The sequence below is a fragment of the Pigmentiphaga sp. NML030171 genome, assembly GCF_002188635.1.
Lineage (GTDB): Bacteria > Pseudomonadota > Gammaproteobacteria > Burkholderiales > Burkholderiaceae_B > Pigmentiphaga > Pigmentiphaga daeguensis.
The window spans coordinates 55664-82303 of the sequence record NZ_NINX01000021.1; the positions used below are offsets into that span (position 1 = coordinate 55664).

21 protein-coding genes and 1 riboswitch are annotated in these 26640 nt (G+C 68.6%); of the genes, 15 read left to right on the forward strand and 6 right to left on the reverse strand.

Annotated elements, in window-relative coordinates; translation table 11 throughout:
- The first annotated feature begins 68 nt into the window (after positions 1 to 68).
- The 5 genes from CDO46_RS05495 to aspS all read left to right on the forward strand — a co-directional run bounded on the left by CDO46_RS05495 (position 69) and on the right by aspS (position 6798).
- Positions 69 to 2102 carry a methyl-accepting chemotaxis protein gene (locus CDO46_RS05495; RefSeq protein WP_087837559.1) on the forward strand — a complete coding sequence of 678 codons (2034 nt, stop codon included), beginning with the start codon at positions 69 to 71 and terminating at the stop codon, positions 2100 to 2102.
- 378 nt (positions 2103 to 2480) lie between these two features.
- Positions 2481 to 3758 carry a putative Na+/H+ antiporter gene (locus CDO46_RS05500; protein WP_087837560.1) on the forward strand — a complete coding sequence of 426 codons (1278 nt, stop codon included), beginning with the start codon at positions 2481 to 2483 and terminating at the stop codon, positions 3756 to 3758.
- A gap of 188 nt (positions 3759 to 3946) precedes the next feature.
- On the forward strand, positions 3947 to 4276 hold the full coding sequence (locus CDO46_RS05505; RefSeq protein ID WP_087837561.1) for an FmdB family zinc ribbon protein: 330 nt from the start codon (positions 3947 to 3949) through the stop codon (positions 4274 to 4276).
- A gap of 46 nt (positions 4277 to 4322) precedes the next feature.
- Entirely contained in the window at positions 4323 to 4922 is a 600-nt protein-coding gene (locus tag CDO46_RS05510) for a DUF502 domain-containing protein (protein WP_087837562.1), read from the forward strand.
- Between the two features lie 76 nt (positions 4923 to 4998).
- Positions 4999 to 6798, forward strand: coding sequence for an aspartate--tRNA ligase (gene aspS, locus CDO46_RS05515; RefSeq protein ID WP_087837563.1), 1800 nt, complete (start codon positions 4999 to 5001; stop codon positions 6796 to 6798).
- A 123-nt stretch (positions 6799 to 6921) separates the two neighbouring features.
- Here aspS and CDO46_RS05520 read toward each other — a convergent pair whose 3' ends face one another.
- Positions 6922 to 7545, reverse strand: a complete 624-nt coding sequence (locus tag CDO46_RS05520) for a metalloregulator ArsR/SmtB family transcription factor (RefSeq protein ID WP_087837564.1) — start codon at positions 7543 to 7545, stop codon at positions 6922 to 6924.
- A 171-nt stretch (positions 7546 to 7716) separates the two neighbouring features.
- Here CDO46_RS05520 and CDO46_RS05525 point away from each other — a divergent pair, with 171 nt between their 5' ends.
- Genes CDO46_RS05525 through CDO46_RS05540 form a run of 4 tightly spaced genes read left to right on the forward strand, consistent with a single transcriptional unit; the run spans position 7717 to position 14767 of the window.
- Complete coding sequence (locus CDO46_RS05525) at positions 7717 to 8823, forward strand: efflux RND transporter periplasmic adaptor subunit (protein ID WP_087837565.1); 1107 nt, start codon at positions 7717 to 7719, stop codon at positions 8821 to 8823.
- A gap of 13 nt (positions 8824 to 8836) precedes the next feature.
- Positions 8837 to 11923, forward strand: a complete 3087-nt coding sequence (locus tag CDO46_RS05530; protein WP_087837566.1) for a MexW/MexI family multidrug efflux RND transporter permease subunit — start codon at positions 8837 to 8839, stop codon at positions 11921 to 11923.
- A 10-nt stretch (positions 11924 to 11933) separates the two neighbouring features.
- Positions 11934 to 13346, forward strand: a complete 1413-nt coding sequence (locus tag CDO46_RS05535; RefSeq protein ID WP_087837567.1) for an efflux transporter outer membrane subunit — start codon at positions 11934 to 11936, stop codon at positions 13344 to 13346.
- Complete coding sequence (locus CDO46_RS05540; protein ID WP_087837568.1) at positions 13343 to 14767, forward strand: MFS transporter; 1425 nt, start codon at positions 13343 to 13345, stop codon at positions 14765 to 14767. Before CDO46_RS05535 ends, CDO46_RS05540 begins: the two co-directional genes overlap by 4 nt.
- Before the next feature lie 3 nt (positions 14768 to 14770).
- Here CDO46_RS05540 and CDO46_RS05545 read toward each other — a convergent pair whose 3' ends face one another.
- Entirely contained in the window at positions 14771 to 15199 is a 429-nt protein-coding gene (locus CDO46_RS05545; RefSeq protein ID WP_087837569.1) for a VOC family protein, read from the reverse strand.
- A gap of 125 nt (positions 15200 to 15324) precedes the next feature.
- The gene (locus tag CDO46_RS05550) at positions 15325 to 16206 is read right to left on the reverse strand and encodes a LysR substrate-binding domain-containing protein (RefSeq protein WP_369597218.1); all 882 of its coding nucleotides are present in this window, start codon (positions 16204 to 16206) and stop codon (positions 15325 to 15327) included.
- Positions 16207 to 16333: 127 nt separating this feature from the next.
- On the opposite strand from CDO46_RS05550, the gene CDO46_RS05555 reads away from it, so the two are divergent.
- Together CDO46_RS05555 and CDO46_RS05560 are read left to right on the forward strand one after the other, a co-directional pair.
- Positions 16334 to 16756, forward strand: coding sequence for a VOC family protein (locus CDO46_RS05555; RefSeq protein WP_087837663.1), 423 nt, complete (start codon positions 16334 to 16336; stop codon positions 16754 to 16756).
- Between the two features lie 113 nt (positions 16757 to 16869).
- Positions 16870 to 17238 carry a DUF423 domain-containing protein gene (locus tag CDO46_RS05560; protein ID WP_087837570.1) on the forward strand — a complete coding sequence of 123 codons (369 nt, stop codon included), beginning with the start codon at positions 16870 to 16872 and terminating at the stop codon, positions 17236 to 17238.
- An 81-nt stretch (positions 17239 to 17319) separates the two neighbouring features.
- Here the strand turns inward: CDO46_RS05560 and CDO46_RS05565 are convergent, their stop codons facing one another.
- Positions 17320 to 17883 (reverse strand): NADPH-dependent FMN reductase, encoded by a 564-nt coding sequence (locus tag CDO46_RS05565; RefSeq protein ID WP_087837571.1) that lies wholly within the window; start codon positions 17881 to 17883, stop codon positions 17320 to 17322.
- A gap of 137 nt (positions 17884 to 18020) precedes the next feature.
- On the opposite strand from CDO46_RS05565, the gene CDO46_RS05570 reads away from it, so the two are divergent.
- The gene (locus CDO46_RS05570) at positions 18021 to 18893 is read left to right on the forward strand and encodes an endonuclease/exonuclease/phosphatase family protein (RefSeq protein WP_087837664.1); all 873 of its coding nucleotides are present in this window, start codon (positions 18021 to 18023) and stop codon (positions 18891 to 18893) included.
- Here CDO46_RS05570 and CDO46_RS05575 read toward each other — a convergent pair.
- Positions 18885 to 20237 (reverse strand): MFS transporter, encoded by a 1353-nt coding sequence (locus tag CDO46_RS05575; protein ID WP_087837572.1) that lies wholly within the window; start codon positions 20235 to 20237, stop codon positions 18885 to 18887. The two genes, CDO46_RS05570 and CDO46_RS05575, sit on opposite strands and share 9 nt — an antisense overlap.
- Positions 20238 to 20275: 38 nt before the next feature.
- Positions 20276 to 21055 (reverse strand): M15 family metallopeptidase, encoded by a 780-nt coding sequence (locus CDO46_RS05580; RefSeq protein ID WP_087837573.1) that lies wholly within the window; start codon positions 21053 to 21055, stop codon positions 20276 to 20278.
- 65 nt (positions 21056 to 21120) lie between these two features.
- Positions 21121 to 21286: riboswitch (yybP-ykoY riboswitch) on the forward strand.
- Positions 21287 to 21304: 18 nt separating this feature from the next.
- Here CDO46_RS05580 and CDO46_RS05585 point away from each other — a divergent pair.
- The 3 genes from CDO46_RS05585 to CDO46_RS05595 all read left to right on the forward strand — a co-directional run bounded on the left by CDO46_RS05585 (position 21305) and on the right by CDO46_RS05595 (position 26582).
- The gene (locus CDO46_RS05585; protein WP_087837574.1) at positions 21305 to 21865 is read left to right on the forward strand and encodes a TMEM165/GDT1 family protein; all 561 of its coding nucleotides are present in this window, start codon (positions 21305 to 21307) and stop codon (positions 21863 to 21865) included.
- Positions 21866 to 21977: 112 nt separating this feature from the next.
- Positions 21978 to 23942: a bifunctional UDP-sugar hydrolase/5'-nucleotidase gene (locus CDO46_RS05590; protein WP_087837575.1), complete on the forward strand. Its 1965-nt coding sequence runs from the start codon at positions 21978 to 21980 to the stop codon at positions 23940 to 23942.
- 234 nt (positions 23943 to 24176) lie between these two features.
- On the forward strand, positions 24177 to 26582 hold the full coding sequence (locus CDO46_RS05595; protein WP_087837576.1) for a 3-hydroxyacyl-CoA dehydrogenase/enoyl-CoA hydratase family protein: 2406 nt from the start codon (positions 24177 to 24179) through the stop codon (positions 26580 to 26582).
- The last annotated feature ends 58 nt before the right edge of the window (positions 26583 to 26640 follow it).

The window sequence follows — 26640 nt, forward strand, 5'->3', positions numbered from 1 at the left end:
GCCCGCGAAGGGAACGCGAGCGCACGAAACGACCGGCACGAGCCGGCAACAACGGTTTGGGGTAAACAATGGCTGTGTCTCTCGGCTTGGGTCAGCGATCTCTGGCCAAGCAGGTACTGGTGCTGGCGCTTTCCGTCAGCGCCGTCGTCTCGCTGGTGACCGCCGTCGTCGTGGCCTGGCAGGGACTGCAAGCGGGCAAGGAGGCGGTCGAGCGCGAGATGATGGACGCGCTCGGTTCGATCAATTCCAGCCTGGTGTCCTCTTTCGAGTCCTCCCGCGGGCGGGTCGAACGCCAGCTGCTGGTATTCCAGCGCATGCTGGGCGAACTGCCGTCGCCGGATGGCACGATGACCGAAACCGGCGTCGCCGGCGAGGTCATGACCGTGCGCGCCGGGGAAAACGTGCTCAACGGCAACTCGGCGATCCTGCAGCGCATGCGCAGCTATACCGGTGCCGAGCCCGAACTGGTCGTGCGCCACAACAACCGGTGGATCCGCGCCGCGACGCTGCTGCGCGGGCCGGACGGCTCGCCGATGACCGGCCAGCCCATTCCGGCCGACGATTTCGTCGCGACCACCATGGATACCCAACAGGCCGCGACCAACATCGTCTATCGCAACAAGCGCTGGTACGCGCTACACGTGCGGCCGCTCAAGGACGATACCGGCAAGATCTTCGGCGGCATCACGCTCCAGGTCGACCTGTCGGACGACGTCGGCAGCGCGCTGGAGTTCATCGAGAAAACGCAGGTGGCGGGCTACGGCACCATGTTCGCGATGACGCCCAGGATGAACGGCACCTCGGAGTTCCTGGTCCATCCGCTCTACAAGGGCAAGACGGTCGAAGAGGCCGCCGAGGCCGACCGCTCCTTCTACTACCACATGGTCGACCAGGACCGCGGTTTCCTGGAAGCCACGCGTTCCACCGACGACTCCACCATGCTGGTCGCCTTCCAGACCGTGCCCAACTGGGGCTGGACGCTGGTGGCGACCGGGCCCAAGGCCGAGTTCATGGCGGCGCAGTACCGGCAGATCGGGTTGATGGTGGCGCTGCTGGTCGTGGGCGGCCTCCTGACCGGCCTCCTGACCTATTACCAGATGTCCACCGCGCTGCGGCCGGTGCGCGACGTGGTCGAGGGAATCGGGCGGCTGGGCGATGGCGACCTGACGCGCGACGTGCCGGCGGGGCCGCGCGGATCGCGCAACGAGATCCACATCATGGCCGACCGCATCAACGCCACGCGGGCGCGCATCGCCCACCTGGCCCAGCAGATGAATTCGACCGGGTCGCAGGTCGCCACGGCCACGACCCAGACGCTCCAGGCCCTGCACCAGATCGGCAAGGGTACCGAGGTGCAGTCCGAGGCGGCCAGCGGCGTCGCGGCCGCGGTCGAGCAACTGACCGTGTCGATCTCCCAGATCGCCGACAACACCCGCGAAGCCAACAGCTTCTCGCGCACGTCCAGCACGGCCGCCGAGGAAGGCGCGGTGGTCGTGACCCAGACGGTGTCCGAGATCGAGAAGATGGCCAGCCAGGTGGCCAGTTCCGCCGAGGTGGTGCAGGAACTGGAGGCCTCGTCGCGCCAGATCTCGGCGGTGGTCAAGACCATCCAGGAGATCGCCGAGCAGACCAACCTGCTGGCGCTGAACGCCGCCATCGAGGCGGCCCGCGCCGGCGAGGAAGGGCGCGGCTTCTCGGTGGTGGCGGACGAGGTACGGGGCCTGGCCGAGCGCACGAAGTCCTCGACTTCCCAGATCGCCCAGGTCATTGCCGCCGTGCAGAAGCAGACCGCGCTGGCCGCCGACGCCATGCGCCAGGTCAATGCCGACATGCAGCGCTCGGCCGAGGGCGCCCGCCAGGCGGGCGACGTGCTGGTCCGCATTCGCGAGGCCGCCGGCCGCACCGCCGAGGTCATCGCCGACATCTCGAACGCCGCGATGGAGCAGAAGTCGGCGTCCGAGCAGATCGCCAGCCGGGTCGAGCAGATCGCCCAGTACTCCGAGGAATCGGCGGCCGCGGTGCAGCAGTCGGTCGCGTCGGCCGAGTCGCTGCAGAACCAGGCGCAAGTCCTGGACGAGACCATCCGCACGTTGAGGACGTGATTGGGGCCCCCCCTACGCGCTTCGCGCGCCCAGAATGGTGGGCCCCCAGCCGCTACGCGGCAGCCCCCCAAGGGGGCCGGGACCCGCCTTGGGGCGGCCCGGCGCCGGGTCCCGAGGGGGCGAAACCGGCGGACTGGCGGAGCCAGATCCGCGGTTTCCTGGCTCTAGGGAAACCATCGTGGACTGAAGCACGATTGCTACCGCTGACAGCCAGCGAAGCACCGGCACGACAACCCAAGACAGCGGTACTAGACCCAGGATGCGGTGGATCCGGCTCCGCCGGTCCACCCGCATCGCCCCCTTGAGGGGGCGCCCGAAGGGCGTAGGGGGTGGGCTACACTCCACAGGCACCTTGCCAGTCTAAGACGCCCACCAGCAATGACTCCTGCCTCCGTCAGCGCGATCGAGCTGATCGCCACCGTCCTGTTCGCGATCGCGATCATCCACACGTTCTCGGTGCCCGTCTTCGCCGCGCTGGCGCACAAGGGGGGGCGGCATGCGGGGCTTTGGCACATGCTGTCCGAGGTCGAGGCCGTGTTCGGATTCTGGGCCTTCGTGCTGTTGGTGGCGATGGCGGGCCTGGCGGGCGCCGGGGCGGCGGTCGAGTACATGGACACGCGCAATTTCACCGAGCCGCTGTTCGTGTTCGCCATCATGGTCATCGCCGCCAGCCGGCCGATCCTGAACCTGGTCACGCAACTGGTGGGCGCCGTCGCGGCGGTGGTGCCGGGCAGCCGGTCGGTCGCGGTCTATTTCCTGACCTTGTCGGTGGTGCCGCTGCTGGGGTCGTTCATCACCGAGCCGGCGGCCATGACGCTGGCCGCGGTCATGCTGCGCGACACCAGTTTCCATCGCATCGACAGCTCCCGCTTCAAGTACTTCACCCTGGGCGTGCTGTTCGTCAACGTCTCGATCGGTGGCGTCCTGACCTCCTACGCGGCGCCGCCCGTGCTGATGGTGGCGTCCACCTTCGGCTGGGACAGCGCCTACATGCTGGCCCATTTCGGCTGGCGCGCGGCATGCGCGGTGGTGCTGAACGCGCTGATCGTGACGCTCTGCTTCCATCGGCTGGTCCGGACGCACGCGCCGGCGGCGTCCGGCCCGGGAGGCGAGGAACGCCGGGTGCCGGCCACCGTGACGGCCGTGCACGTGGCCTTCCTGGCCGCGGTCGTGCTGTTCGCGCACCATCCGGCGGTGTTCGTGGGCCTGTTCCTGCTGTTCATCGGCTATACCGAGGCCTACCGGAAGTACCAGCGTCCGCTGATGATCAAGGAAGGGCTGATGGTGGGCTTCTTCCTGGCCGGGCTGGTGGTGCTGGGAGGCCTGCAGAAATGGTGGCTGCAGGACCTGCTGGCGGATATGTCGCCGCTGGTGCTGTACTGGGGGGCGACCGCCCTGACCGCCGTCACCGACAACGCGGCGCTGACCTACCTGGGCTCGCTGGTGGACGGCACCTCGGAAGCATGGCGCACCATGCTGGTGGCGGGCGCCGTCACCGGCGGCGGGCTGACTGTCATCGCCAACGCGCCCAATCCGGCCGGTTTCGCGGTCCTGAAGGGCTCTTTCCCGGGCGGGACCATCACGCCGGTGGCGCTGCTGATGGGCGCCTCGCTGCCCACGGCGATCGCGGCGGTCTTCTTCCTGCTGCCGGTCTAGGGACGGGGGATATTTCCCGCCCGCGCCGTTTTTCCACCTCGTCGCGCTAAATACCCAAAAAATCGCTAAAATTCAAGGCTTTGATTAATTTCCCGAAGTCCGGCCCGCCGGTCCAGATAGCTTTGGCCGCTCTTTGAGTGTTCCCCGCTGACGTGGGGATGAACCGGTATGCCTGAGGAGTCTTGGCGATGCCTATCTACGCCTACAAGTGCAGTGCCTGCGGACACCAGCAGGATGTATTGCAGAAGCTGTCCGATGCCCCGTTGACCGACTGTCCCCAATGCGGACAGTCCACGTTCTCCAAGCAATTGACCGCGGCTGGCTTCCAGCTCAAGGGGTCGGGCTGGTACGTGACCGATTTCCGCAACAACAGCGGCGGCAAGTCCGGCGGCTCGGCCTCGCCAGCCGCCTCGTCCACGGAAAGCAGCTCGTCCGCCGCAAGCGCTTCGTCCGGCTCGGATTCGGGAACTTCGTCGACGCCCGCCGCGCCGGCGCCGAGCACGCCGGCCTCGACCTGACCGGGGCGCGGCGCTGGCGGCGCCGTCCGCTCCTACTGGAACCTTCGTGTTCAAACGCTACTTCGTCACCGGTTTGCTGATCTGGGTCCCGCTGGTCATCACCTTGTGGGTGCTGGGCCTGGTCGTGTCGACGCTCGAGGCCGTCGTGCCCTCGGTGCTCACGTCCGAGTCGCTGTTCGGCACCCATATTCCCGGGTTCGGCCTGGCGGTGGTGATCCTGGTGGTGCTGCTGACGGGCATGGGCGCGGCCAACCTGCTCGGGCGCAAGCTGCTCGAGGTCTGGGAAGGCCTGCTGGGCCGCATCCCGCTGGTGCGTTCGATCTACAACTCGGTCAAGCAGGTCAGCGACACGGTGCTGGCGCCCAATGGCCAGGCCTTCCGCAAGGCGGTGCTGGTGCAGTATCCCCGCGCCGGATCCTGGACGCTGGCCTTCCTGACCGGGACGCCCGGCGGCGAGGTGGCCGAACACCTGCCCGCCGACTGCGTGAGCGTTTACGTGCCGACGACGCCGAATCCGACGTCGGGTTTCTTTTTGATGGTGCCGCGCGCCGATATCGTCGAGCTCGGCATGTCTGTGGATGCGGCCTTGAAGTACATCGTATCGATGGGGGTGGTGGCGCCGGGTTCCCCGGCGCGGGGCAATTGACGTCGCCAAGGACGTCCGGCGCGCGCGTGCGCGGCCCGGCCCTGCATCGATACACACCAATTTAGACGGAGATTCCATGCGTACCTGCTATACCGGCCAGGTCTCGACCGAGCACCTGGGACAAACCGTGACCCTGTTTGGCTGGGTGCACCGCCGCCGCGACCATGGCGGCGTCATCTTCATCGACCTGCGCGATCGCGAAGGCCTGGCCCAGGTCGTCTGCGATCCCGACCGCGCCGACACCTTCCAGATCGCCGAGCGCCTGCGCAACGAATTCTGCGTGCGCGTCACCGGCCTGGTGCGCAAGCGCCCCGAGGGCACGACCAACCCCGCGCTGAAGTCGGGCGAGATCGAAGTGCTGGCGCACGACATCGAGATCCTGAACGCGTCGGTCACGCCGCCCTTCCAGCTCGATGACGAGAACCTGTCCGAGACCACCCGCCTGACGCACCGCGTGCTGGACCTGCGCCGCCCGCAGATGCAGCAGAACCTGATGCTGCGCTATCGCGTGGCGATCGAGTCGCGCAAGTACCTGGACGGCCTGGGCTTCATCGACATCGAGACGCCCATGCTCACCAAGAGCACGCCGGAAGGCGCGCGCGACTACCTGGTGCCCTCGCGCGTCAACCCGGGCCATTTCTTCGCGCTGCCGCAATCGCCCCAGCTGTTCAAGCAACTGCTGATGGTGTCGGGCTTCGACCGCTACTACCAGATCGTCAAGTGCTTCCGCGACGAGGACCTGCGTGCCGACCGCCAGCCCGAGTTCACGCAGATCGACTGCGAGACCTCGTTCCTGAACGAGCAGGAAATCCGCGACATCTTCGAGAACATGATCCGTCACGTGTTCAAGGAAGTGAAGGGCGTCGAACTGGCCAACCCGTTCCCGGTCATGCCGTGGAGCGAGGCCATGGGCCGCTTCGGCTCCGACAAGCCGGACCTGCGCGTCAAGCTCGAGTTCACCGACCTGACCGACGTCATGAAGGATGTCGACTTCAAGGTCTTCGCCAGCGCCGCCAACAGCGCGGGCGGCCGCGTCGTCGCCCTGCGCGTGCCGGGCGGCGCGGAATTGAGCCGCAGCGAGATTGACGCCTACACCCAGTTCGTCGGCATCTATGGTGCCCGCGGCCTGGCCTGGATCAAGGTCAACGAACTGGCCAAGGGCCGCGAAGGCCTGCAGTCGCCCATCGTCAAGAACATCCATGACGCCGCCCTGCAGGAACTGCTGGGCCGCAGCGGCGCCCAGGACGGCGACATCCTGTTCTTCGGCGCCGACAAGGCCCGCATCGTCAACGACTCGATCGGCGCGCTGCGCGTGAAGATCGGGCACAGCGAGTTCGGCCGCAAGCAGGGCCTGCTGGAAGGCGACTGGAGGCCGCTGTGGGTGGTCGACTTCCCGATGTTCGAGTACGACGAGGAAGAGCAGCGCTACACCGCCGCCCACCATCCCTTCACCTCGCCCAAGGACGGCCACGAGGACCTGCTGGAAACCGATCCCGGCGCCTGCCTGGCCAAGGCCTACGACATGGTGCTGAACGGCTGGGAAATCGGCGGCGGCTCGGTTCGTATCCACCGCGAGGAAGTGCAGAGCAAGGTGTTCCGCGCGTTGAAGATCGATGCCGAGGAAGCCCAGGTCAAGTTCGGCTTCCTGCTGGACGCGCTGCAATACGGCGCGCCTCCGCACGGCGGCATCGCCTTCGGCCTGGACCGCATCGTCACGATGATGGCCGGCGCCGAGTCCATCCGCGACGTGATCGCCTTCCCCAAGACCCAGCGCGCCCAGTGCCTGCTGACCGGCGCGCCGTCGGAGGTGGACGAGAAGCAGCTGCGCGAACTGCACGTGCGCCTGCGCGCCGCCGAGGTCAAGACGGCGCAGTAAGCGGCCGGCTTCGCCGCACGCCATCCGGGCCCCGCTTCGCAAGAGGCGGGGCTTTTTTCATCGCCGGACCGTCGCCAGGATGAAAAGGCCCCCTTGGGGGGCGGCGCCGCCGCGAAGCGGCACCTACACCTTGTGGATGCGGTACACGCAGCGGCCGCCTCCCGCCAGCAGGTGCTGCTCGCGCGCCACTTGCGTGTCCTTGCCCGCGATCTCCTGGAACAACTGCAGTTCCGAGCGGCAGAAACCCTGGCATGCCTGCGCCGCCGCGCAGATCGGGCAATGGTCCTCCACCAGCAGCCAGTCGGCGCCGTCGCGTTCCACTCTCGCCATGTAGCCCTCGTTGGAGCGGACCTGCGCCAGCTGGCGCAGGCGTTCCTCCAGGCTCTTGCCGTCGCACGCCGCCGCATAGGCGGCCCTGGCTTCGGCTTCGCGCTTGGCAATCAGGCGGTCCAGTCCTTCCTCGCCGAACAACTGCCGGATCGAGTCGATCAACTGCGTCGTCAACTGGGCGTGCGTATCGGGAAAACGACGATTGCCCGCCTCGGTCAGGACCCAGTCCTGGCGCGGCCGGCCGGCACCCGCCGCGGGCTGCTGGCGGCCCTCGACCAGGCCTGCCGCCACGAGCTTCTGCACTTGCTGGCGCGCGGCTTCGGTGGTCAGGTCCAGCTTGCGGGCGAGGGTGGCGGTGGAGACCGGCCCATGGGTCTTGATGAAGAACAGGATGCGATCGGCGGTGGGGAATACCATTCAATTTTCCAAGGTCTTTCTTGCATAAATAAAAGACGCTCTCTAATATGCAAGAAATTTCTTTGATAATAGGCCCTGCCGGTCCCGTTGTCGAGGAATCCGGCTTGCGTTCGCGTTCCCGGGTTCTCCGGCCGTGTCCGAACGGGCCTCTCCTCCTTCAAGGTCCGCATCATGCGCAAGAAAATCCTGGTGGGCACGGCGATACTGGCCGCCGTCGTCCTGGCCGGCGTGCGCGTCGCCGCATCGGGCGGCGACGAGCCTCCCCCCGCCGCCTATCCCGCGCCCAAGGTGGCGGTCGCCAGCGTGCAGCGAGCCCGATTGCCCCGGGTCTACGTGGGCGTCGGCGAACTGGAGGCGGTGCGCCAGGTCCTCCTGGCCACCGAAGCGGGCGGGCGCATCACGCGTATCGCGTTCGAGTCGGGCCAGCGGGTCAAGGCCGGGCAGGTGCTGGTGCAGCTGAACGACGCACCCGAGCAGGCCGAGGCGCGTCGCCTGGAGGCGCAGTTGCGCAATGCCGAACTCCAGCACGCCCGCGTGCTGCGGCTGCTGGAGGAGGATGCCGCCACGCGCGAACAGCTCGACAACGCCCGTGCCGCGCGGGACATGGCGCAGGGAGAACTGCAGCGGGTCCAGGCCCTGATCGCGCAGAAGACGGTGCGCGCGCCCTTCGACGGCGTGCTGGGCCTGCGCCGCGTCCATGCCGGCCAGTACCTGAACGTCGCCGATCCCATCGCATCCCTGGTCGATGCCGCGTCGCTGCGGGCCAACTTCTCGCTGGACGAACAGGCCGTTCCACGGCTGCGTGCCGGCCAGCCCGTGGAGGTGCTGGTGGACGCCTATCCGGGCCGGCGCTTTCGCGCCACGATCAACGCGATCGATCCGATGATCTCGCGTTCGCGCACCGTGCGGGTCCAGGCAACCCTGCCCAATCCGGAAGGCGCGTTGAAGGCGGGCATGTACGCGAGCGTCAGGGTCGAGCGCCAGGACGGCCCGGCCTCGGTGCTGGCGGTGCCCGAGACCGCGGTCACCTATACCGCCTACGGCGATACCGTGTTCGTCGTGCAGGACGCGCCGGGCAAGGGGCTGGTGGCCAAGCGGGTGGCGGTCAAGGTGGGCGCGCGCCACGAAGGCCTGGTCGAGATCGAAGAGGGCTTGCGCGAAAGTGATCGCGTGGTCACTTCGGGCCAGCTCAAGCTGAACGACGGGATGCCGGTGGAGCCGAGCGCGGGCGATACGCTGCGCGAGACGGTGTCCGCCACGCGCGTCTCCGGCATCTGAACCGGGTGCCGCCATGACGTTCACCGACGTATTCGTCCGCCGCCCGGTCCTGGCCCTGGTGGTGAGCGCGCTCATCCTGCTGCTGGGCCTGTTGTCCCTGACCCGGCTGCCGATCCGCCAGTATCCGCTGCTGGAGAGTTCCACCGTCACCATCACGACCGAATATCCCGGCGCTTCCGCCGAGCTGATGCAGGGCTTCGTCACGCAGCCCATCGCCCAGGCCGTGTCCTCGGTGGAAGGCATCGACTACCTGTCCTCGTCCTCGGTCCAGGGCCGCAGCGTCGTGACGGTGCGCATGGAGCTGAACCGCGATTCCACGCAGGCCCTGGCCGAGGTCATGGCCAAGGTCAACCAGGTGCGCTATCGGCTGCCCGAGCAGGCCTACGATCCGGTGATCGAACGGTCGGCCGGCGAGTCCACCGACGTGGCCTATGTCGGCTTCGCCAGCGACACGCTGTCGATGCCGGCCCTGAGCGACTATGTGCGGCGGGTGGTGGAACCGAAGTTCTCCGGCATCGAGGGGGTGGCCAAGGTCTCGGTCTACGGCGGGCAGCGGCTGGCGATGCGCCTGTGGCTGGATCCCGACCGGCTGGCCGGCCGCGGCCTGACCGCGGCGGACGTGGCCGAGGCGGTACGGCGCAACAACTACCAGGCGGCGCCCGGCAAGGTGAAGGGCATGTACGTGATCGCCAACGTCCGGGTCAATACCGATCTCATCAGCGTCGAGGAATTCCGCGACATGGTGGTCCACAGCGGCGCCGACGGACTGGTGCGGCTGCGCGACGTCGGTACCGTGGAACTGGGCGCGGCCTCGACCGAGAGCAGCGCCACCATGGACGGCACGCCGGCGATCTTCGTGGGCCTGGCCTCGACGCCGTCCGGCAACCCGCTGGTGATCGTGGACGGCATACGCAAGCAACTGGCCGAGATCGACAAGACGCTGCCGCCCGGCGTGCACGCGCGGCTGGCATTCGAGACCTCGCGCTTCATCAAGGCCTCCATCGACGAGGTCGTGCACACATTGATCGAGGCGCTGGTCATCGTGGTGGCGGTGATCTTCCTGTGCCTGGGGTCGCTGCGCACGGTGCTGGTGCCGATCGCCACCATCCCGCTGTCCATGCTGGGCGCGGCGGCGCTGATGCTGGCCTTCGGGTTCAGCGTGAACCTGCTGACGCTGCTGGCCATGGTGCTGGCCATCGGACTCGTGGTGGACGATGCCATCGTGGTGGTCGAGAACGTCCACCGGCACATCGAGGAAGGGCGTTCGCCCGCCGCGGCCGCGCTGATCGGCGCGCGCGAAGTGGCGGGTCCGGTCATCGCGATGACGTTGACCCTGGCGGCCGTGTACGCCCCCATCGGCCTGATGGGCGGGCTGACCGGCGCCCTGTTCAAGGAGTTCGCTTTCACGCTGGCCGGCTCGGTGGTGGTGTCCGGCGTGATCGCGCTGACGCTGTCCCCGGTGATGAGCTCATTCCTGCTGCCCGCGCAGCAGAACGAGGGACGCATGGCGCGGCTGGCCGAGCGTTTCTTCGGCGGCCTGACGCGCGGCTACGCGGCGGTGCTGCAACGTTCGCTGCGGCACCGCTGGGTAACCGGCGCGCTGGCGCTGGCGGTCTGCGTGAGCCTGCCGGTGCTGTATTCGATGCCGCAGCGCGAACTGGCACCGGTGGAGGACCAGGCCAGCGTGCTGACCGCGGTCAAGTCGCCGCAGTATGCCAACCTCGATTACGTCGAACACTACTCGCGCAAGCTGGACGACATCTACAAGAGCCTGCCCGAAACCACGGGGCGCTGGATCATCAACGGCAGCGACGGGCTGGCCTCCAGCATCGGCGGCATCGACCTGTCGGCGTGGGGCGAGCGCGAGCGGTCGGGGGCCGAGGTCCAGTCGGCGCTGCAGGCGGCCGTGAACGACGTCGAGGGCAGCAGCATCTTCGCGTTCCAGTTGCCTGCGCTGCCCGGCTCCACCGGGGGACTGCCGGTGCAGATGGTGTTGCGCAGTTCAATGGACTACCGCACGCTGTTCGACGCCATGGAAGACATCAAGCAGCGGGCGCGCCAGAGCGGCCTGTTCGTGGTGGTGGACAGCGACCTCGACTACAACAACCCCGTCGTGCAGGTGAAGGTGGATCGCGCCAAGGCGAACAGCCTGGGCATAGGCATGCGCGACATCGGCGAATCGCTGGCGGTGCTGGTGGGCGAGAACTACGTCAACCGCTTCGGCCTGGACGGCCGTTCGTACGACGTGATCCCGCAAAGCACGCGCGAGCGGCGGCTCACGCCCGAGGCCCTGGCGCTCCAGTACGTGCGCACCGCCGACGGCGACCTCGTGCCGCTGTCGGCGGTGGTCGCGGTGTCGGTGCAGGTCGAGCCCAACAAGCTGACCCAGTTCGACCAGCAGAACTCGGCCACCTTCCAGGCCATTCCCGCGCCTGGCGTGACGCTGGGCGACGCGGTGGCGTTCCTGGAGTCGGTCGCGGCGAGCCTGCCTGCCGACTTCAGCCACGATTGGCAATCGGACGCCCGCCAGTACAAGCAGGAGGGCAATGCGCTGGCGCTGGCCTTCGCCGCGGCGCTGATCGTCATCTACCTGGTGCTGGCGGCCCAGTACGAAAGCCTGGTCGATCCGCTGGTCATCCTGATCACCGTGCCGCTGTCCATCTGCGGCGCGCTGGTGCCGCTGGCGCTGGGCGGGGCCACGCTCAACATCTATACGCAGATCGGGCTGGTGACGCTGATCGGCCTGATCAGCAAGCACGGCATCCTGATGGTGGAGTTCGCCAACGAGCTGCGTGCCGCCGAAGGGCTCACGCCCATCGAGGCCGTGCTGCGCGCCGCGCAGATCCGCCTGCGGCCCATCCTGATGACCACGGCCGCCATGGTGTTCGGGCTGCTGCCGCTGCTGGGCGCCTCCGGCGCGGGCGCGCAAAGCCGCTTCGGCCTGGGCATCGTCATCGTCTGCGGCATGGTGGTGGGCACGCTGTTCACCCTGTTCGTGCTGCCCACCGTCTATTCGCTGCTGGCCCGCGACCACGCCACCGGCGCAGCGCGCCGGCGCGAGCTGGCCGAGGCCGGCGCCGCCGCGCCGCAGGCGCACTGAGGAGCATCGCATGTACAAGCAACCTGTCATGCCCGCCATGCTGGCCATGGCGGCACTGATCGCCGGATGCGCCGTCGGGCCCCGCTACGAGGCGCCGCAGGTGGCCCCGATTGCGCTGGCCAGCCCCGAGCAGGCCCGGTTCGCCGCCGAGCCTTCCACGGCGCCCTGGTGGTCGTTCTTCGACGATCCCGCGCTGGAACGCCTGATCGCCGCCGCGCTGGAACACAACCACGATGTCCGCCAGGCCTATGCCAGCCTGCAAGGCGCGCGGGCGATGTACGACGAGCGCGAGCTGGACCGCTATCCCGCCGTTACCGCGCAGGCCGCCTGGCGCCGCGGCGTCCAGCAGCAGGCCATGGCCACGGGCGATCCCGAGCGCAAGCCCTTCGAGAACTTCCGCGCCGGGTTCGATGCGCAGTGGGAAATCGACCTGTTCGGCCGCCTGGCCCACCTGGCCGCGTCGGCCCAGGCGCAGGCCGATGCGGCGCGGGCGGACCTGGACCGCGTGCGGCTGGCCATCGCCGCCGACGTCGCCCGTTATCACTACGAGTACCAGGGCTTGCAGCGCCGCCTGGATGTCGCGCGGGCCCAGGCCGAGAGCTGGCGCCAGACGGTGCGGCTGGTGGACGCCAGCGTCCGCGCCGGCAGCGGACTGCGGGAGGATCTGGAAAACGCGCGCGCCAACCTGGCCCGCAGCGAGGCGGCCATCGCGCCGCTGTGGGCGGCCAGCCAGGAGACCCGCTACCGGCTGGACGTGCTGCTGGGGCGGCGGCCGGGCGAGACGGCTGCGCCGGCCGATGCCGGCAGGCAGGCTCCGCTGGTGGGCCGCCTGCCGCTGGGAGACGTTGATGCGCTGATCCGCAACCGGCCCGATGTGGTGCGCGCCGAAAGACTGCTTGCCGCCAGCACCGAAAACGAGGGCGCGGCTACCGCCGACCTCTATCCGCGTGTGAGCCTGGGCGGGTTCATCGGTTTCTTCGCACTGCGCGGCGGCGACCTCGGCGGCGCCGCGCGGGCGTTCGAAGTCGCGCCCACCGTCGACTGGCCGGCGTTCCGGCTGGGCAGCGCCCGCGCACGCCTGCGCGCCGCTCACGCGCAGTCGACCGGCGCGCAGGCGCGCTACGAGCAGACGCTGCTGCTGGCGCAGGAAGAGGTCGAGGGGGCGTTGACGCGGCTGGCCCGCCAGCAGGAGCGCCTGGCCGCGCTGGCGCGCTCCGCGGAGCATGCGCGCGCCGGACTGGAGATCGCCACGCGGCGCTACCGGGCCGGCGCGGGGCCGTATCTGGCCGTGCTGGAGAACCAGCGCAGCTACTACCAGATCAGCCAGGAGGCCACGGAAGCGGAGACCGCCTCGTACGTGAACGCGGTGGCCCTGTACAAGGCCCTGGGCTGGGGCATGGGCACGGACGGAGGAAATTCATGAGCGCATCGACCTTGCCCGAGGCTTCCTGGGGCGAACTGCTCCATGGCCGCAACGCGTTGCGGTCCATCGCGCTGGCCGGCGGCGTCGCGCTGCATGCCATCAACGTCTACGTCGTGACCACCATCCTGCCCAGCATGATCGCCGACATAGGCGGCCTGGAGTACTACGCCTGGAACACTTCGCTGTTCGTCGTCGCGTCCATAGTCGGGTCGGCGCTGTCTGCCCGCCTGCTGGAACTGCTGGGTCCTCGCGGCGCCTACCTGCTGGCGCTTTGCGCCTTCGCGGCGGGGTCGGCGTGGTGCGCGTTGTCCCCGTCCATGCCCAGCCTGTTGGCCGCGAGAACGGTGCAGGGCTTCGGCGGCGGCGTGTTGCTCGCGCTGAGCTATGCGCTGATCCGCCAGGTGTTCGAGGCGCGGCTGTGGCCACGGGCCATGGGCCTGGTGTCGGGCATGTGGGGCGTGGCGACGCTGTGCGGCCCGGCGGTGGGCGGGCTGTTCGCCGGGCAAGGGCACTGGCGCTGGGCCTTCTGGTCGCTGATCCCGGTGGCCGCCGTGCTGGCCGCGATCGTATCCGTCCAGTTGCCGGGCCGGAGCCGTTCCGCCGGCGACACTGGCATGCGGCCGCCCTACGCGACCATAGGCCTCCTGGTGGTATCGGTGCTGGCCGTGTCCCTGGGCAGTCTCAGCACCAGCGCCGCGTGGAACCTGGCCGGCGTGGCGGCGGGTTGCGTGCTGGCCGTGGGCATCGCGGCGATCGACCGGCGCGCGGCCGCGCGGCTGCTGCCGGCTGGCGCATATTCGCTGTCGGCGCGGCTGGGCCTCCTGTATGCGCTGATGAGTCTGCTGGTGGTCGGCATCACGACCGAGATATTCGTGCCGTACTTCCTGCAGGTCATCCACGGAATGACGCCGCTCGCCGCCGGTTACCTCACCGCCGTCATGGCCGGCGGCTGGACGCTGGGTTCGGTGGGCAGCGCCGGCCGGCGCGGCGCCGCGGCCGACCGGATGGTGCGGGCCGGCCCTTGGATCAGCCTGGGCGCGCTGGTGGCCATGGCGGTCCTGACGCCACGTGCCGGGTGGCTGGAGGGCGTGCCCGGACTGGCGCTGTATTGCCTGGCGCTGGCGGGCGTGGGGCTGGGCATAGGGGTGGGCTGGCCGCACCTGCTGACGCGGCTATTCGTCGCGGCGCCGCCGGGGGAAGAAAACCTGGCCTCGGCATCCATCACCACGGTGCAGTTGTACGCCATGTCGCTGGCCTCGGCGCTGGCCGGCATGGTGGCGAACGCGGCCGGATTGGCCGATCCGGGCGGCGTGGCCGGCGCCCAGCGGGCCGCCCTCTGGCTGTTCGGCACTTTCGCCATCGCGCCCGCGCTGGCCGTGCTCCTGTCGCGCCGCGTGGCCGGACGGCAGGAGACGGCGTAAGGACTACGGGGGATTCAGTTCCGAGTCCTGCCACGGGTCGTAGCTCCCGAAGTGCCAGACATAGCCTTCGGGATCGGCGAGCGTATAGCCCTTGCCGCCGTAATCTTCCTCCTGGATGGGGCGCACGATGCGGGCACCGGCCTTGATGGCGGTGGCGTAGTGCGCGTCGGGATCGGCGACGACGACGTAGGGCGTCTGGGTCTGCCGGCCGCCGATGTCGGCCGGCAGGGCGGTAAGCTGGCGCATGAGTTCGCTCGTACCCGAGCCGAGCATGATCATGCCGTCTCCCAGGGTGAGCTGGGCATGGGCGATGGTTCCGCCGTCCCCGGGCACCACCAGGTGCTGGGTGAAGCCGAAGGCCTGGCACAGCCAGTCGATGGCGGCGGGGGCATCGCGGTAGACCAGGCAAGGCATGATGGAGGTGCGTGTCATGGGCGGTCTCCTGGCAGGCAGGCGTCGGAACGTACGAAAACCGTAGCATGGCATGCGCGCGATGGACAAGGCGCCGCGCCGCCCGCATCGTTTCCGGGGATGTCCGTGCCAGCCGGCGGGCGGCGTCAGGCGCGCGCCTCCAGCTCGACCGCCTGTTTCCGCATGCTTTCGACCAGCGGTGCCAGCACGGCTTCGTTGGCCTCGCGCGGATGCGCGACCACGCCGATCTCGCGGAAGAAGGGCGGACCGGGCAGCTCGACGATGCGCACCTGCCTGTCGGCGGCCGCATCCACCAGCGTGCCCGGGATGACGGCGCAGCCCAGCCCCTCGCGGACCATGCGCAGGATGACGGCCGGTTCGTCCAGTTCCATCAGCTCGTCCACGCCGGTCGACAGGCGGCGCAGGAACTGGTCGACCAGATGGCCGCCATGCGACTTGCGGTTGTAGCGGATGAACGGCAGCGCCGCCGCCACCGCCTCCCAGTCCCCCCGCGTTCCGCGCGGCGCGATGCCGACGTAGCGCTCGCGCATCAGCGCGGTCCATTTCAGGTGGCGCGGCAGGTTCAGGTTGGGCTTGATCAGCACGGCCAGGTCGAGTTCCTGCTCGTCCACCTGCGCGAGGAGCTGCGAGGACATGCCCGGCACCACGTTGACATGGACGGCGGGCAGGGACTGCCGGAAGCGCCGCAGCGCGCCGGGCAGCAACCCCGTCTGTGCAGTGGAAATCGCGCCCACGGTGATGGCCACCGGCGCCGGCTGCCGGCTGGCGCCGCGCATGGCCTGGTAGCGCTGCACGATGTGCTCGGCCTCGGGCAGCAACTGGCGCCCGCGTTCGCTCAACCGGACCGACTTGCCCGCCCGCTCGAACAACAGGCAGCCCAGGTCTTCCTCTAGCCGCTTGATCTGGGTGCTGACGGCCGACTGGGTCAGCCCCAGGCGCGCGCCGGCGGCCGAGAAGGACGAAGCCCGCGCGGCGGCCATGAAGGTTTGCAGGTAGCGGATCACCATGGGGATGCCTGGGTGCTAATAGAAAAAATCGATGACAAGGCCGGGAAACTTTCGTTTCGCATCGGAAGTTTCGTTCAATACAATCATAGCCCGGGCCCGGATGGCGGGCCTGCACCGGAGTTTCCTCATGGCTGGCATCCCGCTCTTTCACCTGGCTTTCCCCGTCGACGATCTCGCGCAGGCGCGAGCCTTCTATGGCGGCCTGCTCGGCTGTCCCGAGGGCCGCAGCTCGGACGCGTGGGTCGATTTCAATTTCTACGGGCACCAGATCGTGGCCCACCTGTCGCCGGGCGAGGCCCGCACGCGCCATACCAGCGCGGTCGACGGGGACGACGTCCCCGTGCGCCACTTCGGCGCCATTCTTCCCATGGACGAATGGGAGGCCCTGGCCGAGAAACTGCGCCAGGCCGGCACCCGGTTCGTGATCGAGCCACACGTCCGTTTCAAGGGGGAAGTGGGCGAACAGGCTACTATGTTCTTTTTGGATCCTTCGGGCAACGCGCTCGAATTCAAGGCATTTGGCGATCTCGGCCAGGTGTTCGCGAAGTAGCCGGCCGGCGGCGCGACCCGGGCCCGACCGGTTTTTCATCGCCGGGCCGCCCCTGGCGGGGCAGCGCCGCCGCGCGGCGGCAAGCGTGGGGCCATTTTTCAAGGAAGCGCTGCATGTTGTTATCTTCTCGAGTCTTGCTGGGCTGCGCCGCACCGATGGGCGCGGCCGGCGTCATGCTGGCCGCCATGGCCACGCACCTGACGGGTGGAGGCATCCTGTCCACCGCCGCGTTGTTCCTGCTGCTGCATGCCGCCGCCATCACCGGCCTGGCCGCCGTGGTGCCCCACGTCCAGCGCGGCCGCACCGCCCTGATCGGCGCCGCGGCCCTGATCATCGCCGGCACGCTGCTGTTCTCGGTGGACCTGGCCCTGCGCCAACTGGCCGGCATGAAACTGTTCTGGGGCACCGCCCCCTTCGGCGGCGGCGCCATGATCGTAGGCTGGCTGGGCGTCGCCATCGCCGCCCTCATGCCCAACCGCTGACCCCCACCAGCCCGTTGGTTGCCAGGGCACAGCGGATCCGGCTCCGCCGGTCCGCCAGTGCCGCCCCCCGGGGGGCGCCCGTCAGGGCGTAGGGGGGGGAAACTTCTCCATCCACCCCACGTACCGATCCACGAATCCCTGGATGAACTTGGCGCTGGCCTCATTGGTGATCTTGCCGTCCGCATCCACCAGCCCGCCGGTGTACTGCACGAAGATGCTCGGCTGAGGCAGCACGGGCACGTCCAGCGCCGACAGCACCATGCGCAGGTGTTCCTGCGCCAGGGCCGTGCCGACCTGGCTGGGCGAGGCGCCCATGATGCCGGCGGGCTTGCCCGGCCACGAACTCTTGCCCCAGGGGCGCGAGCCCCAGTCCAGCGCGTTCTTGAGCACGCCGGGGTACGACCGGTTGTATTCCGGCGTGAAGAACAGCAGGCCGTCCGCGGCTTCCACCTGCCGCTTGAACGTGACGACGGGCCCGGGCAGGGCGGTATCGAGATCCTGGTTGTACAGGGGGAGATCGCCGATGGCGATTTCCTCCGTCTGGAAGTTGGATGGCAGCAGTTTCGTCACGGCCTTCGCCAGCTGGCGGTTGAACGATTCCTTGCGGAGACTGCCGATGATCACGCCGATCTTGTAGGTGCTCATGAAGATTCCCGGATCTGGATGAGAAAAGGGGATGCCGGAGCGCGGCCGCCGGCCGCACCGGAGCGGGGGAACTGCCGATTCATGATAGCGCAGCGAATCCACTAGAATGAATCCCTTGTCCCCCCTTGATGCTCACGATGTCAGTCGTTCGTATCGTCAGCTACAACATCCACAAGGGCGTGTCCGCCCTGGGCAAGCGCGAGTCCGTGCAGGAACTGCGCCTCGGCCTGCACGGGCTGCGCGCCGACCTGGCTTTTCTCCAGGAAGTCCAGGGGCGCAACGACAAGTCCGGTACCTTGCACGAGCAGCATGAGATGCTGGCCGCGGCCCTGAGGCTGGAGGCCGCCTATGGCCGCAATGCCGTCTACCGGCACAGCGATCATGGCAACGCGCTGCTGTCGCGCTTTCCCATCCTGTCGCACCAGAACCAGGACATCTCCGATCACCGCCTGGAGCAGCGCGGCCTGCTGCATGCCCGCGTGGGCATCGGCGGCCACGAGGTGCATTGCTTCGTGGTGCATCTCGGACTGTTCGCCGGCAGCCGGTCGCGCCAGGTGGGAGCGCTGGTGTCGCGCATCGAGGAAGTCGTGCCGTCGTCGGATCCCATCCTGATCGCCGGGGACTTCAACGACTGGACCAACGTGCTGTCGGACATCCTGGTCGAACGCCTGGGCTTGCACGAGGTGTTCGCGACCGCGCCTCGGGGCAACAACGTGGAACTGCCGCGCCTGCGCGATTCGGTCCGCATGCTGGGCCGGGTGCTGCGGGGCGGGGAAGCCTCGCCCTGGCGGCTGCGGCCCGGGTTCCAGGGCCCGCCCAAGCTCGGCATGGGCAACGAACTGATGGCGCCGCGTCCGCCCCGCACTTTCCCCGCCATCTTTCCGTGGCTGCGGCTGGACCGGATCTACCAGCGCGGATTCTCGGTCAGGCAGGCCAGCGTGTTGTACGGCAGGCCCTGGACACGCCTGTCGGACCACGCGCCGCTGCTGGCCGAGCTCGAACTACCTTGACATGCGGGTGCCTGGCCGCGCCGCGCTGACCGCGGACGCCGCGGCCAGGAAGACGGCGGCCAGCACGAGGCCCGTGGTCGGCCCGTGCGCCGAGGCGGCGGTGAACGCCAGTGCCACCAGCGCCGCGCCCAGTGCCATGCCGAACTGGCGCGCCGTGGCCTGCAGGCCGCCCGCTCCGCCGCTGCGATGGCGCGGGGCCGCGGTCAGCATGACCCGGTTGTTGGGAGTCTGGAACATGCCGAAGCCGGTGCCGCAAAGCACCATGCAGGCCATGATCCAGCCGTTGGGCGTGCTGGTGGGCAGCAACGAGATGACCACCAGGCCGCCGGCGACCAGTCCGGCACCTATCGAGCACAGGATCGAGGGTGCGACGGATTCCGACAGGCGTCCGGCCACGGGGGCCGCGATGGCCACGGCCAGCGGCCAGGGCACCATCAGCATGCCCATTTCCAGCTGGCTGCGGCCCAGGATCTGCTGGAAGTAGAACGGCAGCGAAATATAGGAAATGGTCTGGCCCGAGAACGCGCAGACCGAGGCGCCGACCGAGAACGCGAACTGGCGGATGCGCAGCAGGTCGAGCGGCAGCAGCGGCGTCGCCTGGGTCAGTTCGCGCCGGACCAGCGCCAGCCCGGCCACCGCGCCGCCGGCCAGCAGCGCGAGCGCCGTCATGAAATCGTGCAGCAGCCGGTCCACGCCCACCACGATCAGGCCGAAGGTCAATCCGCTGAGCGTGGCGCTGAGCGCATCGAAAGGACGCTTGGCGAGTTCGGTCTCGGGCAGCATGCGGCTGCCGATGGACAGGATGAACAGGCCGATGGGAAGGTTGACCGCGAACAGCCAGGGCCAGGAGGCGACCGACAGGATCAGCGACCCTATCATCGGCCCGGCGGCGGACGAGGTCGCCACGACCAGGGCGTTATAGCCGATGGCCCGGCCGAACTGCTTCTGGGAATAGATGAAGCGCAGCAGGGCCGGCGTGACGCTCATGACCGCCGCCGCGCCCAGGCCCTGGAACACGCGGAAGGAAATGAGCATCGTGAACGACTGCGACATCGCGCAGCCCGCCGAGGCGATGGTGAAGGCCGTCAGGCCCGCGCCGAACACGCGCCGGTAGCCCAGGATTTCTCCCAGCGACGAGAAGGGCAGCAGGGCGACGACGATCGCGAGCTGGTAGGTATTGACGATCCAGACGGCCTGGGCCGGAGAGACGCCCAGGTCCCGCGCGATGGACGGCAGCGCGACGTTGGTGATGGTGGTTTCCAGGACGGTCATCGCCATCGCCAGCATCGTGGCTGCCAATGCCCAGTACTTGCGCGGCGGGGTGAGTCCGTCCAGGGGATGCATCTTCTTGTTGTGCGTGCGCCGTGCGCGCGGCGCGCGGATCAGCGTACGGGGAAATTGAAATAGGTGTCCGGATACGGTTCTTCGTCCAGAGTGTAGTGCCACCACTCTTCGGGCAGGTTGCGAAAACCGTGCCTGGCCATCAGTTCCTTCAGGAACCGGCGATTGTGTCGGACAGCCTCGGGTAAATCAGGATTGTCTGTATGCGACTTTACATCAAAAAGATCGAAGGGGGTTCCCATGTCGACCTCGCCGCCGGCCAGCAACGGACCGCGGGTGGGCAGGGCCGAGGCGGCTCCGGGCTCCAGCGCGGCCAGGGTCAGGTCCACCGTGCTGCCCCGGCTATGGCTGGATCGCTCGGCGATGTAGCCCAGGTCGAGCAGCGCGGCCTTGTCCACGCCGGGGAAGTATTCGGCCTTGGTCTTCTGGTCGGCGGCGTCGCGCGTCCAGGCCACGAAATCGGTCACGGCGCGCTGGGGCCGGTAGCAATCGAAGACCTTCAGCGTCAGGCCCTGGGGCCGGATCTCGCGCTGCACCGCCAGCAGGCGCCGCGCGGCGGGCTCGGTCAGGATGCAGGTGGGGGCGTCGTAGCCCGCCGCCGGCCGGCCCATGAAATTGGCGCTGCCGTGATAGCGGATGTCCAGCCGCACGGTCTGGGCGACGTCGGTCAGGTGGACGAAGCCGACCGGGATGGGAAGCGGATCGTCCTGGGCGTGGGCGACCGGCGAGAGCAGCGCCGCGGCGGCGAGGCAGGCGCCGGTGACCTGGGCCAGCGGGTTGGCCGGGCTCCGGTCGTCCTGGTCGGAGGAGCGGTTCTTCATGCGGACATTCCATCTTGAAGCAGCGCATATTATGCGGCGTACGGCGGAGCAGTTGCGCTATACTTGCGCCCGTCATTGGGGAGTAGCCTCCTTGCCCTCGGGTGCAAGGGCCTGCGTCAACACACTTGCCTACGGGCATGGCGCAGGCGGTCCAGGACTTGGCAAGACCTTTGATCGTGCAGCTTCCGGTGGGCCGGGGCTGTTGCACGATCATTCGGTCAACCGTCCGGCCCGGAGCGCGTATCAAACATGGAAGCCTTCCTCGTCTCGACCGGCATCGTGGCCCTGGCCGAGATCGGCGACAAGACCCAACTGCTCGCCCTGTTCCTGGCCGCCCGCTGGCGGCGCCCCTGGCCCATCATCCTGGGCATCTTCACCGCGACCATCGTCAACCATGCCCTGGCCGGCGCCGTTGGCGCGTGGCTGACGCAGGTGATCGGTCCCGACGCGCTGCGCTGGATACTGGGCGTCTCCTTCATCGCCATGGCGGTCTGGATGCTGGTTCCCGACAAGCTCGACGCAGCCGAGACCGGCAAGCTCAGGCTGGGCGTGTTCGGCACCACGGTGGTGGCATTCTTCCTGGCGGAAATGGGCGACAAGACGCAGGTGGCGACCGTGGCGCTGGTCGCGCAATTCCATGCCTACTACGCCGTGGTGGCCGGCACCACGCTCGGCATGCTGATCGCCAATGTGCCCGCCGTGCTGCTGGGCGACAAGCTGGCCCATCGGCTGCCGGTGCGGCTGGTGCATGGCATCGCGGCACTGATCTTCGCCTGTCTGGGACTGGCCGCGCTGCTCGGCCTGTTCTGATCGCGGGGCTCGTCCCCGGACGGCCCGGGGACGGTGCAACACGATCTTCATGCAAGCTTCACGACCGTTTCATGACACGCCTCCATCCTTCGAGTCCTTCAGTGACAAACGGATGAAAACCATGAAAAGACTCGTGAGCGGCGGTGTGGGGCTCGCCGCGGTATTGCTGGCGGCAGGATGCCTGTCCTCGGGCGATGACGATCCCATTCCCGTCAATCCGGAGCCGCAGGGGCGGCCCCTGGCCCTGACCATCCTGCACGTCAACGACCATCATTCCCACCTGGATGCCACCTCGGCCACGCTGCAACTGAAGGTGGCCGACGGATCGCGCAAGGCCGTCGCGGTATCGGCCGGAGGCTTTCCCCGGGTGAAGGCGGCGATCGACCAGCTGGCGGCGAAGTCGACCCACGTGCTCAAGCTGCACGCGGGCGACGCGCTGACCGGCACGCTGTATTTCAACCGGGCGGGCGAGATGGGCGAGCCCGATGCCGCCCTGATGAACACGGTCTGCTTCGACGCCTTCGCGCTCGGCAACCACGAGTTCGACAAGGGCGACAGCGGCCTGAAGCATTTCATCGACCTGCTGCACGCCGGCAGTTGCAGAACGCCCGTGCTGAGCGCGAACGTCAGCTTCGCCGCGTCCTCGGCGCTGCATCCCTCGCGCGCGGCGGGCGCGGTATCGCCGTCGACGGTCGTGGTGCGCGACGGCCAGAAGATCGGCATCATCGGACTGACGATCGCGGCCAAGACCCAGGCGTCCTCGAGCCCGGACAAGGGTACGGTGTTCGAGGACGAGGCGGTGGCGGCGCAGCGCGAGATCGACGCGCTGCGCAAGCACGGCATCGACAAGATCATCCTGCTCAGCCACACCGGCTACGGGTACGACAAGCAGATCATCGCCAGGCTCGATGGCGTGGACGTGCTGGTGGGCGGGGACTCGCATACATTGCTCGGCCCCGACGCGATGGCGGGCACGTACGCGCTGGGTGCGACGCCCGGTGGCGCCTATCCCACGCGGATGACCGACAAGCAGGGCAAGCCCGTGTGCCTGGTCCAGGCCTGGGAATACAGCCGGGTGGTGGGCGAGCTGAAGGTGGAGTTCGACGCCAGGGGCGAGATCAGCAAGTGCGAAGGCACGCCGCATGTGCTGATCGGCGACGATTTCGCCATTGGCGGCGCGGCGGCGGGTGCGCCGGACCGGGCCGCGATCCTGGCCGACGTGCAGGCCAGCGGTTTCCTGAAAGTGGTGGCGCCGGACGCCGCGGCGGCGCAGCTGCTGCAGCCGTTCAAGCTGCAGGTGGATGCGTTCAACAAGACGGTCGTGGCACAGGCGCCCGACGAACTGTGCTCGCGCCGCGTGCCGGGCGGCTCGCCCACGCAGACGGCCGGCTGGAACGACTACGGCCGGTCGAGCGCGGCCTGCAACGCGCTGGGCGACGTGACCCGGCGCGGCGGCGACATCCAGCAGATCGTGGCGCAGGCCTTCCTGGAAATTGCGCAGAAGGCCTATGGCGGTGCCGACCTGACGCTGCAAAGCGGCGGTGGCGTGCGGGTGCCCCTGCAGGGCGACATCACCGCGGGCCGCGCCATCGAGGTCGTGCCTTTCGGCAACCAGCTGTATCGCCTGGAGGTGACCGCGACGGAGATCAAGAACCTGCTGGAGGACGGCATCGAGGCCACCTATGGCGGCACCGGCGCCACGGGGCCCTATCCCTACACCGGTGGGCTGCGCTGGGACGTGGATGCGACCCAGCTCAAGGGCAGCCGGGTCAGCAACATCGAGCTGCGCGACAGTGCCACGGGGAACTGGGGATTGCTGGACCTGGGCAACGCCACCCGCACCTACAAGCTGTTCGTGCTGAGCTTCAACGCCAACGGCGGCGATGGCTACGCCACCCTGGCGGCCGTGCCGGCCGCGCGGCGGCTCGACGTGGGCGTGCTGGATGCCGACGTGTTCCTGGAATACATCGCGGCGCAGCCCAAGGGGACGAACGGCCTGCCGCAACTGCGCAAGCTGGAACCTGGCCTCTATAGCACCAAGTCCCATAAGGACGTGTGGACCCTCTCTACGCGCTGACGCGCGCCTCCCGGGTCTAGTCCCAGGGCGCGGCCATCGGCCGCGCGGGGCGGGCTTTCCTTCCGGCCCGCCAGCGCCGCTCCCTTCAAGAGGTAGACTATGCGAGTAGGCAGTTGCTGCGATGAGGCGTGGCGGCTGCGCGTGTCTTTAGTCCCGAATCGCCCGTGCGCGGCGGCTGTCGCGCATGCCCTAGATTGGGCCGGCCGCTCCGGCCCGTTTATCGCCAGGAAGACCATGTCGAATTTCCTCGTCCGCAAAGTCGCAGTGCTGGGTGCCGGAGTCATGGGCGCCCAGATCGCCGCGCACTGCGTCAATGCCAAGGTGCCGGTGGTGCTGTTCGACCTGCCCGCCAAGGAAGGCCCCAAGAACGGCATCGTGCAGAAGGCCATCGACAACCTGCGCAAGCTCAGCCCCGCTCCGCTGGCGGTGCCGGAACTGGCATCGCTGATCGAGCCCACCAATTACGAAGACGACCTGGCCAGGCTCAAGGAATGCGATCTGGTGATCGAGGCGATCGCCGAACGCATGGACTGGAAGCATGATTTGTATGCGAAGGTCGCCTCGGCGATCGGTCCGCGGGCCATCTTCGCCACCAATACTTCGGGCCTGTCGATCACCGAGCTGTCCAAGGGCATGGCCCCCGCGCTGCTGCCGCGCTTCTGCGGCGTGCACTTCTTCAATCCGCCACGCTACATGCACCTGGTGGAACTGATTCCCACCGCGCATACCGAACCCGCCATCCTGGACCATCTGGAGGCTTTCCTGACCACGGTGCTGGGCAAGGGCGTGGTACGGGCCAAGGACACGCCCAATTTCATCGGCAACCGCGTGGGCGTGTTCGGATTGCTGTCCGCGATGATCGAGGCCGAGCGCTTCGGGCTGACCTACGACGTCGTGGACGACCTGACCGGCGCCAAGCTGGGCCGGGCCAAGTCCGGCACTTTCCGCACCGGCGACGTGGTCGGGCTGGACACGCTGGCGCACGTCATCAAGACCATGGAAGACTACCTGCCCGATGATCCGTTCGCCGCGCACTACGGCACGCCGCCGGTGCTGGCCGGGCTGATCAAGCAGGGCGCGCTGGGGCAGAAGACCGGCGCGGGGTTCTTCCGCAAGCAGGGCAAGGCCATCCTCAGGCTGGATCCGGCCAAGGGCGAGTACGTGCCGGCCGACGGCAAGGCCGACGATGCCGTCGCCCGCATCCTGAAGAACAAGGACGCCGGGCAGCGCCTGCAGGCGCTGCGCGACAGCGAGCATCCGCAGGCCCAGTTCCTGTGGGCCATCCTGCGCGATACCTTCCAGTACATCGCCGTGCACCTGGCCGACATCGCCGGCACCGCGCGCGACGTGGACTTCGCCATGCGCTGGGGATTCGGCCATGGCGTGGGCCCGTTCGAGCTGTGGCAGCAGGCCGGCTGGCTGCAGGTCGCGCAATGGGTGCAGGCCGACATCGCGGCAGGCAAGACGCTGTCCAGCGCGCCGCTGCCGGCCTGGGTGACCAGCGGCCCGGTGGCCGAGCGCGGCGGCGTCCATACGCCGGAAGGGTCGTGGAACCCGGCCGCGGGCAGGTTCGAGCCGCGCTCCAGCCTGCCGGTCTATGCGCGCCAGATCTTCCGCGCGCCGCTGGTAGGAGAGGGCATCGTGCCGCTGGCCGCCGGCAAGACCGTCTTCGAGGACGAGGCGATCCGCCTGTGGACCCTGGACCGCGCCGGCCTGGACGATGTGCTGATCGCCTCGTTCAAGACCAAGATGCACACCATCAGCCCCGCCGTGACGCTGGGGCTGCTGCGGGCCGTCGACCTGGCCGAGCAGGACTACCGCGGGCTCGTGGTCTGGAATCCGGGCGAGCCGTTCTCGGCCGGCGCCGACCTGCAGGCCATCGTGCCGCTGTTCATGAGCGGCGGCGTGCAGGCCGTCGCGCCCGAGGAGGAACGCCTGCAGCAGTTGATGCTGCGGCTGCGCTACGCCCAGGTGCCCACGGTGGCCGCGCTGGCGGGCATGGCGCTGGGCGGCGGCTGCGAGCTGTCGGTGTATTGCGCGCGCCGCGTGGCGCATTTCGAGACCTATCTCGGCCTGGTCGAGGTGGGCGTGGGCCTGATCCCGGGCGGCGGCGGCCTGACCTACCTGGCCCGGCGCGCGGCGCAGGAGCGGGCGCTGGCGCCGGACATGCCGCTGATGGCCTTCCTGAAGAAGTACGCCTTCCAGGCCGCCACCGCGCAGGTCTCCAAGTCCGCGGTCGAGGCCCGGCGCATGGGCTACCTGCTGGACGACGACCCCATCGTCTTCAACGTGCACGAGGTGCTGTACGCGGCCATCCGCGAGGCGCAGGCCCTGCACGACACGGGCTGGCGCGCGCCATGGAAGGAGCCGTTCGCGGCCGCCGGCAGCGAAGGCATCGCCATGCTGAGCGCGCAACTGGTGAACATGCGCGACGGCGGCTTCATCTCGGACTACGACTACCGCCTGGGCCATGCGATTGCCGAGATCCTGTGCGGCGGTGAGATCGAGGCGGGGTCGCTGGTGGACGAACAGTGGATCATGGCGCTGGAGCGCAAGACGTTCATGTCGCTGCTGGGCGAACCCAAGACCCAGGAGCGCCTGATGGGCATGATGCAGACCGGCAAACCTATAAGGAATTGATGTGGCCCCCCCCTACGCGCTGACGCGCGCCCCCCAGGGGGCGATGCGGGTGGACCGG

What these genes read in the sequence shown, in the direction of transcription:
- CDO46_RS05495 (WP_087837559.1), top strand. Translation starts at nt 69, where the DNA reads ATGGCTGTGTCTCTCGGCTTGGGTCAGCGATCTCTGGCCAAGCAGGTA.
- CDO46_RS05500 (WP_087837560.1), top strand. Translation starts at nt 2,481, where the DNA reads ATGACTCCTGCCTCCGTCAGCGCGATCGAGCTGATCGCCACCGTCCTG.
- CDO46_RS05505 (WP_087837561.1), top strand. Translation starts at nt 3,947, where the DNA reads ATGCCTATCTACGCCTACAAGTGCAGTGCCTGCGGACACCAGCAGGAT.
- aspS (WP_087837563.1), top strand. Translation starts at nt 4,999, where the DNA reads ATGCGTACCTGCTATACCGGCCAGGTCTCGACCGAGCACCTGGGACAA.
- CDO46_RS05520 (WP_087837564.1), bottom strand. Translation starts at nt 7,545, where the DNA reads ATGGTATTCCCCACCGCCGATCGCATCCTGTTCTTCATCAAGACCCAT.
- CDO46_RS05525 (WP_087837565.1), top strand. Translation starts at nt 7,717, where the DNA reads ATGCGCAAGAAAATCCTGGTGGGCACGGCGATACTGGCCGCCGTCGTC.
- CDO46_RS05530 (WP_087837566.1), top strand. Translation starts at nt 8,837, where the DNA reads ATGACGTTCACCGACGTATTCGTCCGCCGCCCGGTCCTGGCCCTGGTG.
- CDO46_RS05535 (WP_087837567.1), top strand. Translation starts at nt 11,934, where the DNA reads ATGTACAAGCAACCTGTCATGCCCGCCATGCTGGCCATGGCGGCACTG.
- CDO46_RS05540 (WP_087837568.1), top strand. Translation starts at nt 13,343, where the DNA reads ATGAGCGCATCGACCTTGCCCGAGGCTTCCTGGGGCGAACTGCTCCAT.
- CDO46_RS05545 (WP_087837569.1), bottom strand. Translation starts at nt 15,199, where the DNA reads ATGACACGCACCTCCATCATGCCTTGCCTGGTCTACCGCGATGCCCCC.
- CDO46_RS05550 (WP_369597218.1), bottom strand. Translation starts at nt 16,206, where the DNA reads ATGGTGATCCGCTACCTGCAAACCTTCATGGCCGCCGCGCGGGCTTCG.
- CDO46_RS05555 (WP_087837663.1), top strand. Translation starts at nt 16,334, where the DNA reads ATGGCTGGCATCCCGCTCTTTCACCTGGCTTTCCCCGTCGACGATCTC.
- CDO46_RS05560 (WP_087837570.1), top strand. Translation starts at nt 16,870, where the DNA reads ATGTTGTTATCTTCTCGAGTCTTGCTGGGCTGCGCCGCACCGATGGGC.
- CDO46_RS05565 (WP_087837571.1), bottom strand. Translation starts at nt 17,883, where the DNA reads ATGAGCACCTACAAGATCGGCGTGATCATCGGCAGTCTCCGCAAGGAA.
- CDO46_RS05570 (WP_087837664.1), top strand. Translation starts at nt 18,021, where the DNA reads ATGTCAGTCGTTCGTATCGTCAGCTACAACATCCACAAGGGCGTGTCC.
- CDO46_RS05575 (WP_087837572.1), bottom strand. Translation starts at nt 20,237, where the DNA reads ATGCATCCCCTGGACGGACTCACCCCGCCGCGCAAGTACTGGGCATTG.
- CDO46_RS05580 (WP_087837573.1), bottom strand. Translation starts at nt 21,055, where the DNA reads ATGAAGAACCGCTCCTCCGACCAGGACGACCGGAGCCCGGCCAACCCG.
- CDO46_RS05585 (WP_087837574.1), top strand. Translation starts at nt 21,305, where the DNA reads ATGGAAGCCTTCCTCGTCTCGACCGGCATCGTGGCCCTGGCCGAGATC.
- CDO46_RS05590 (WP_087837575.1), top strand. Translation starts at nt 21,978, where the DNA reads ATGAAAACCATGAAAAGACTCGTGAGCGGCGGTGTGGGGCTCGCCGCG.
- CDO46_RS05595 (WP_087837576.1), top strand. Translation starts at nt 24,177, where the DNA reads ATGTCGAATTTCCTCGTCCGCAAAGTCGCAGTGCTGGGTGCCGGAGTC.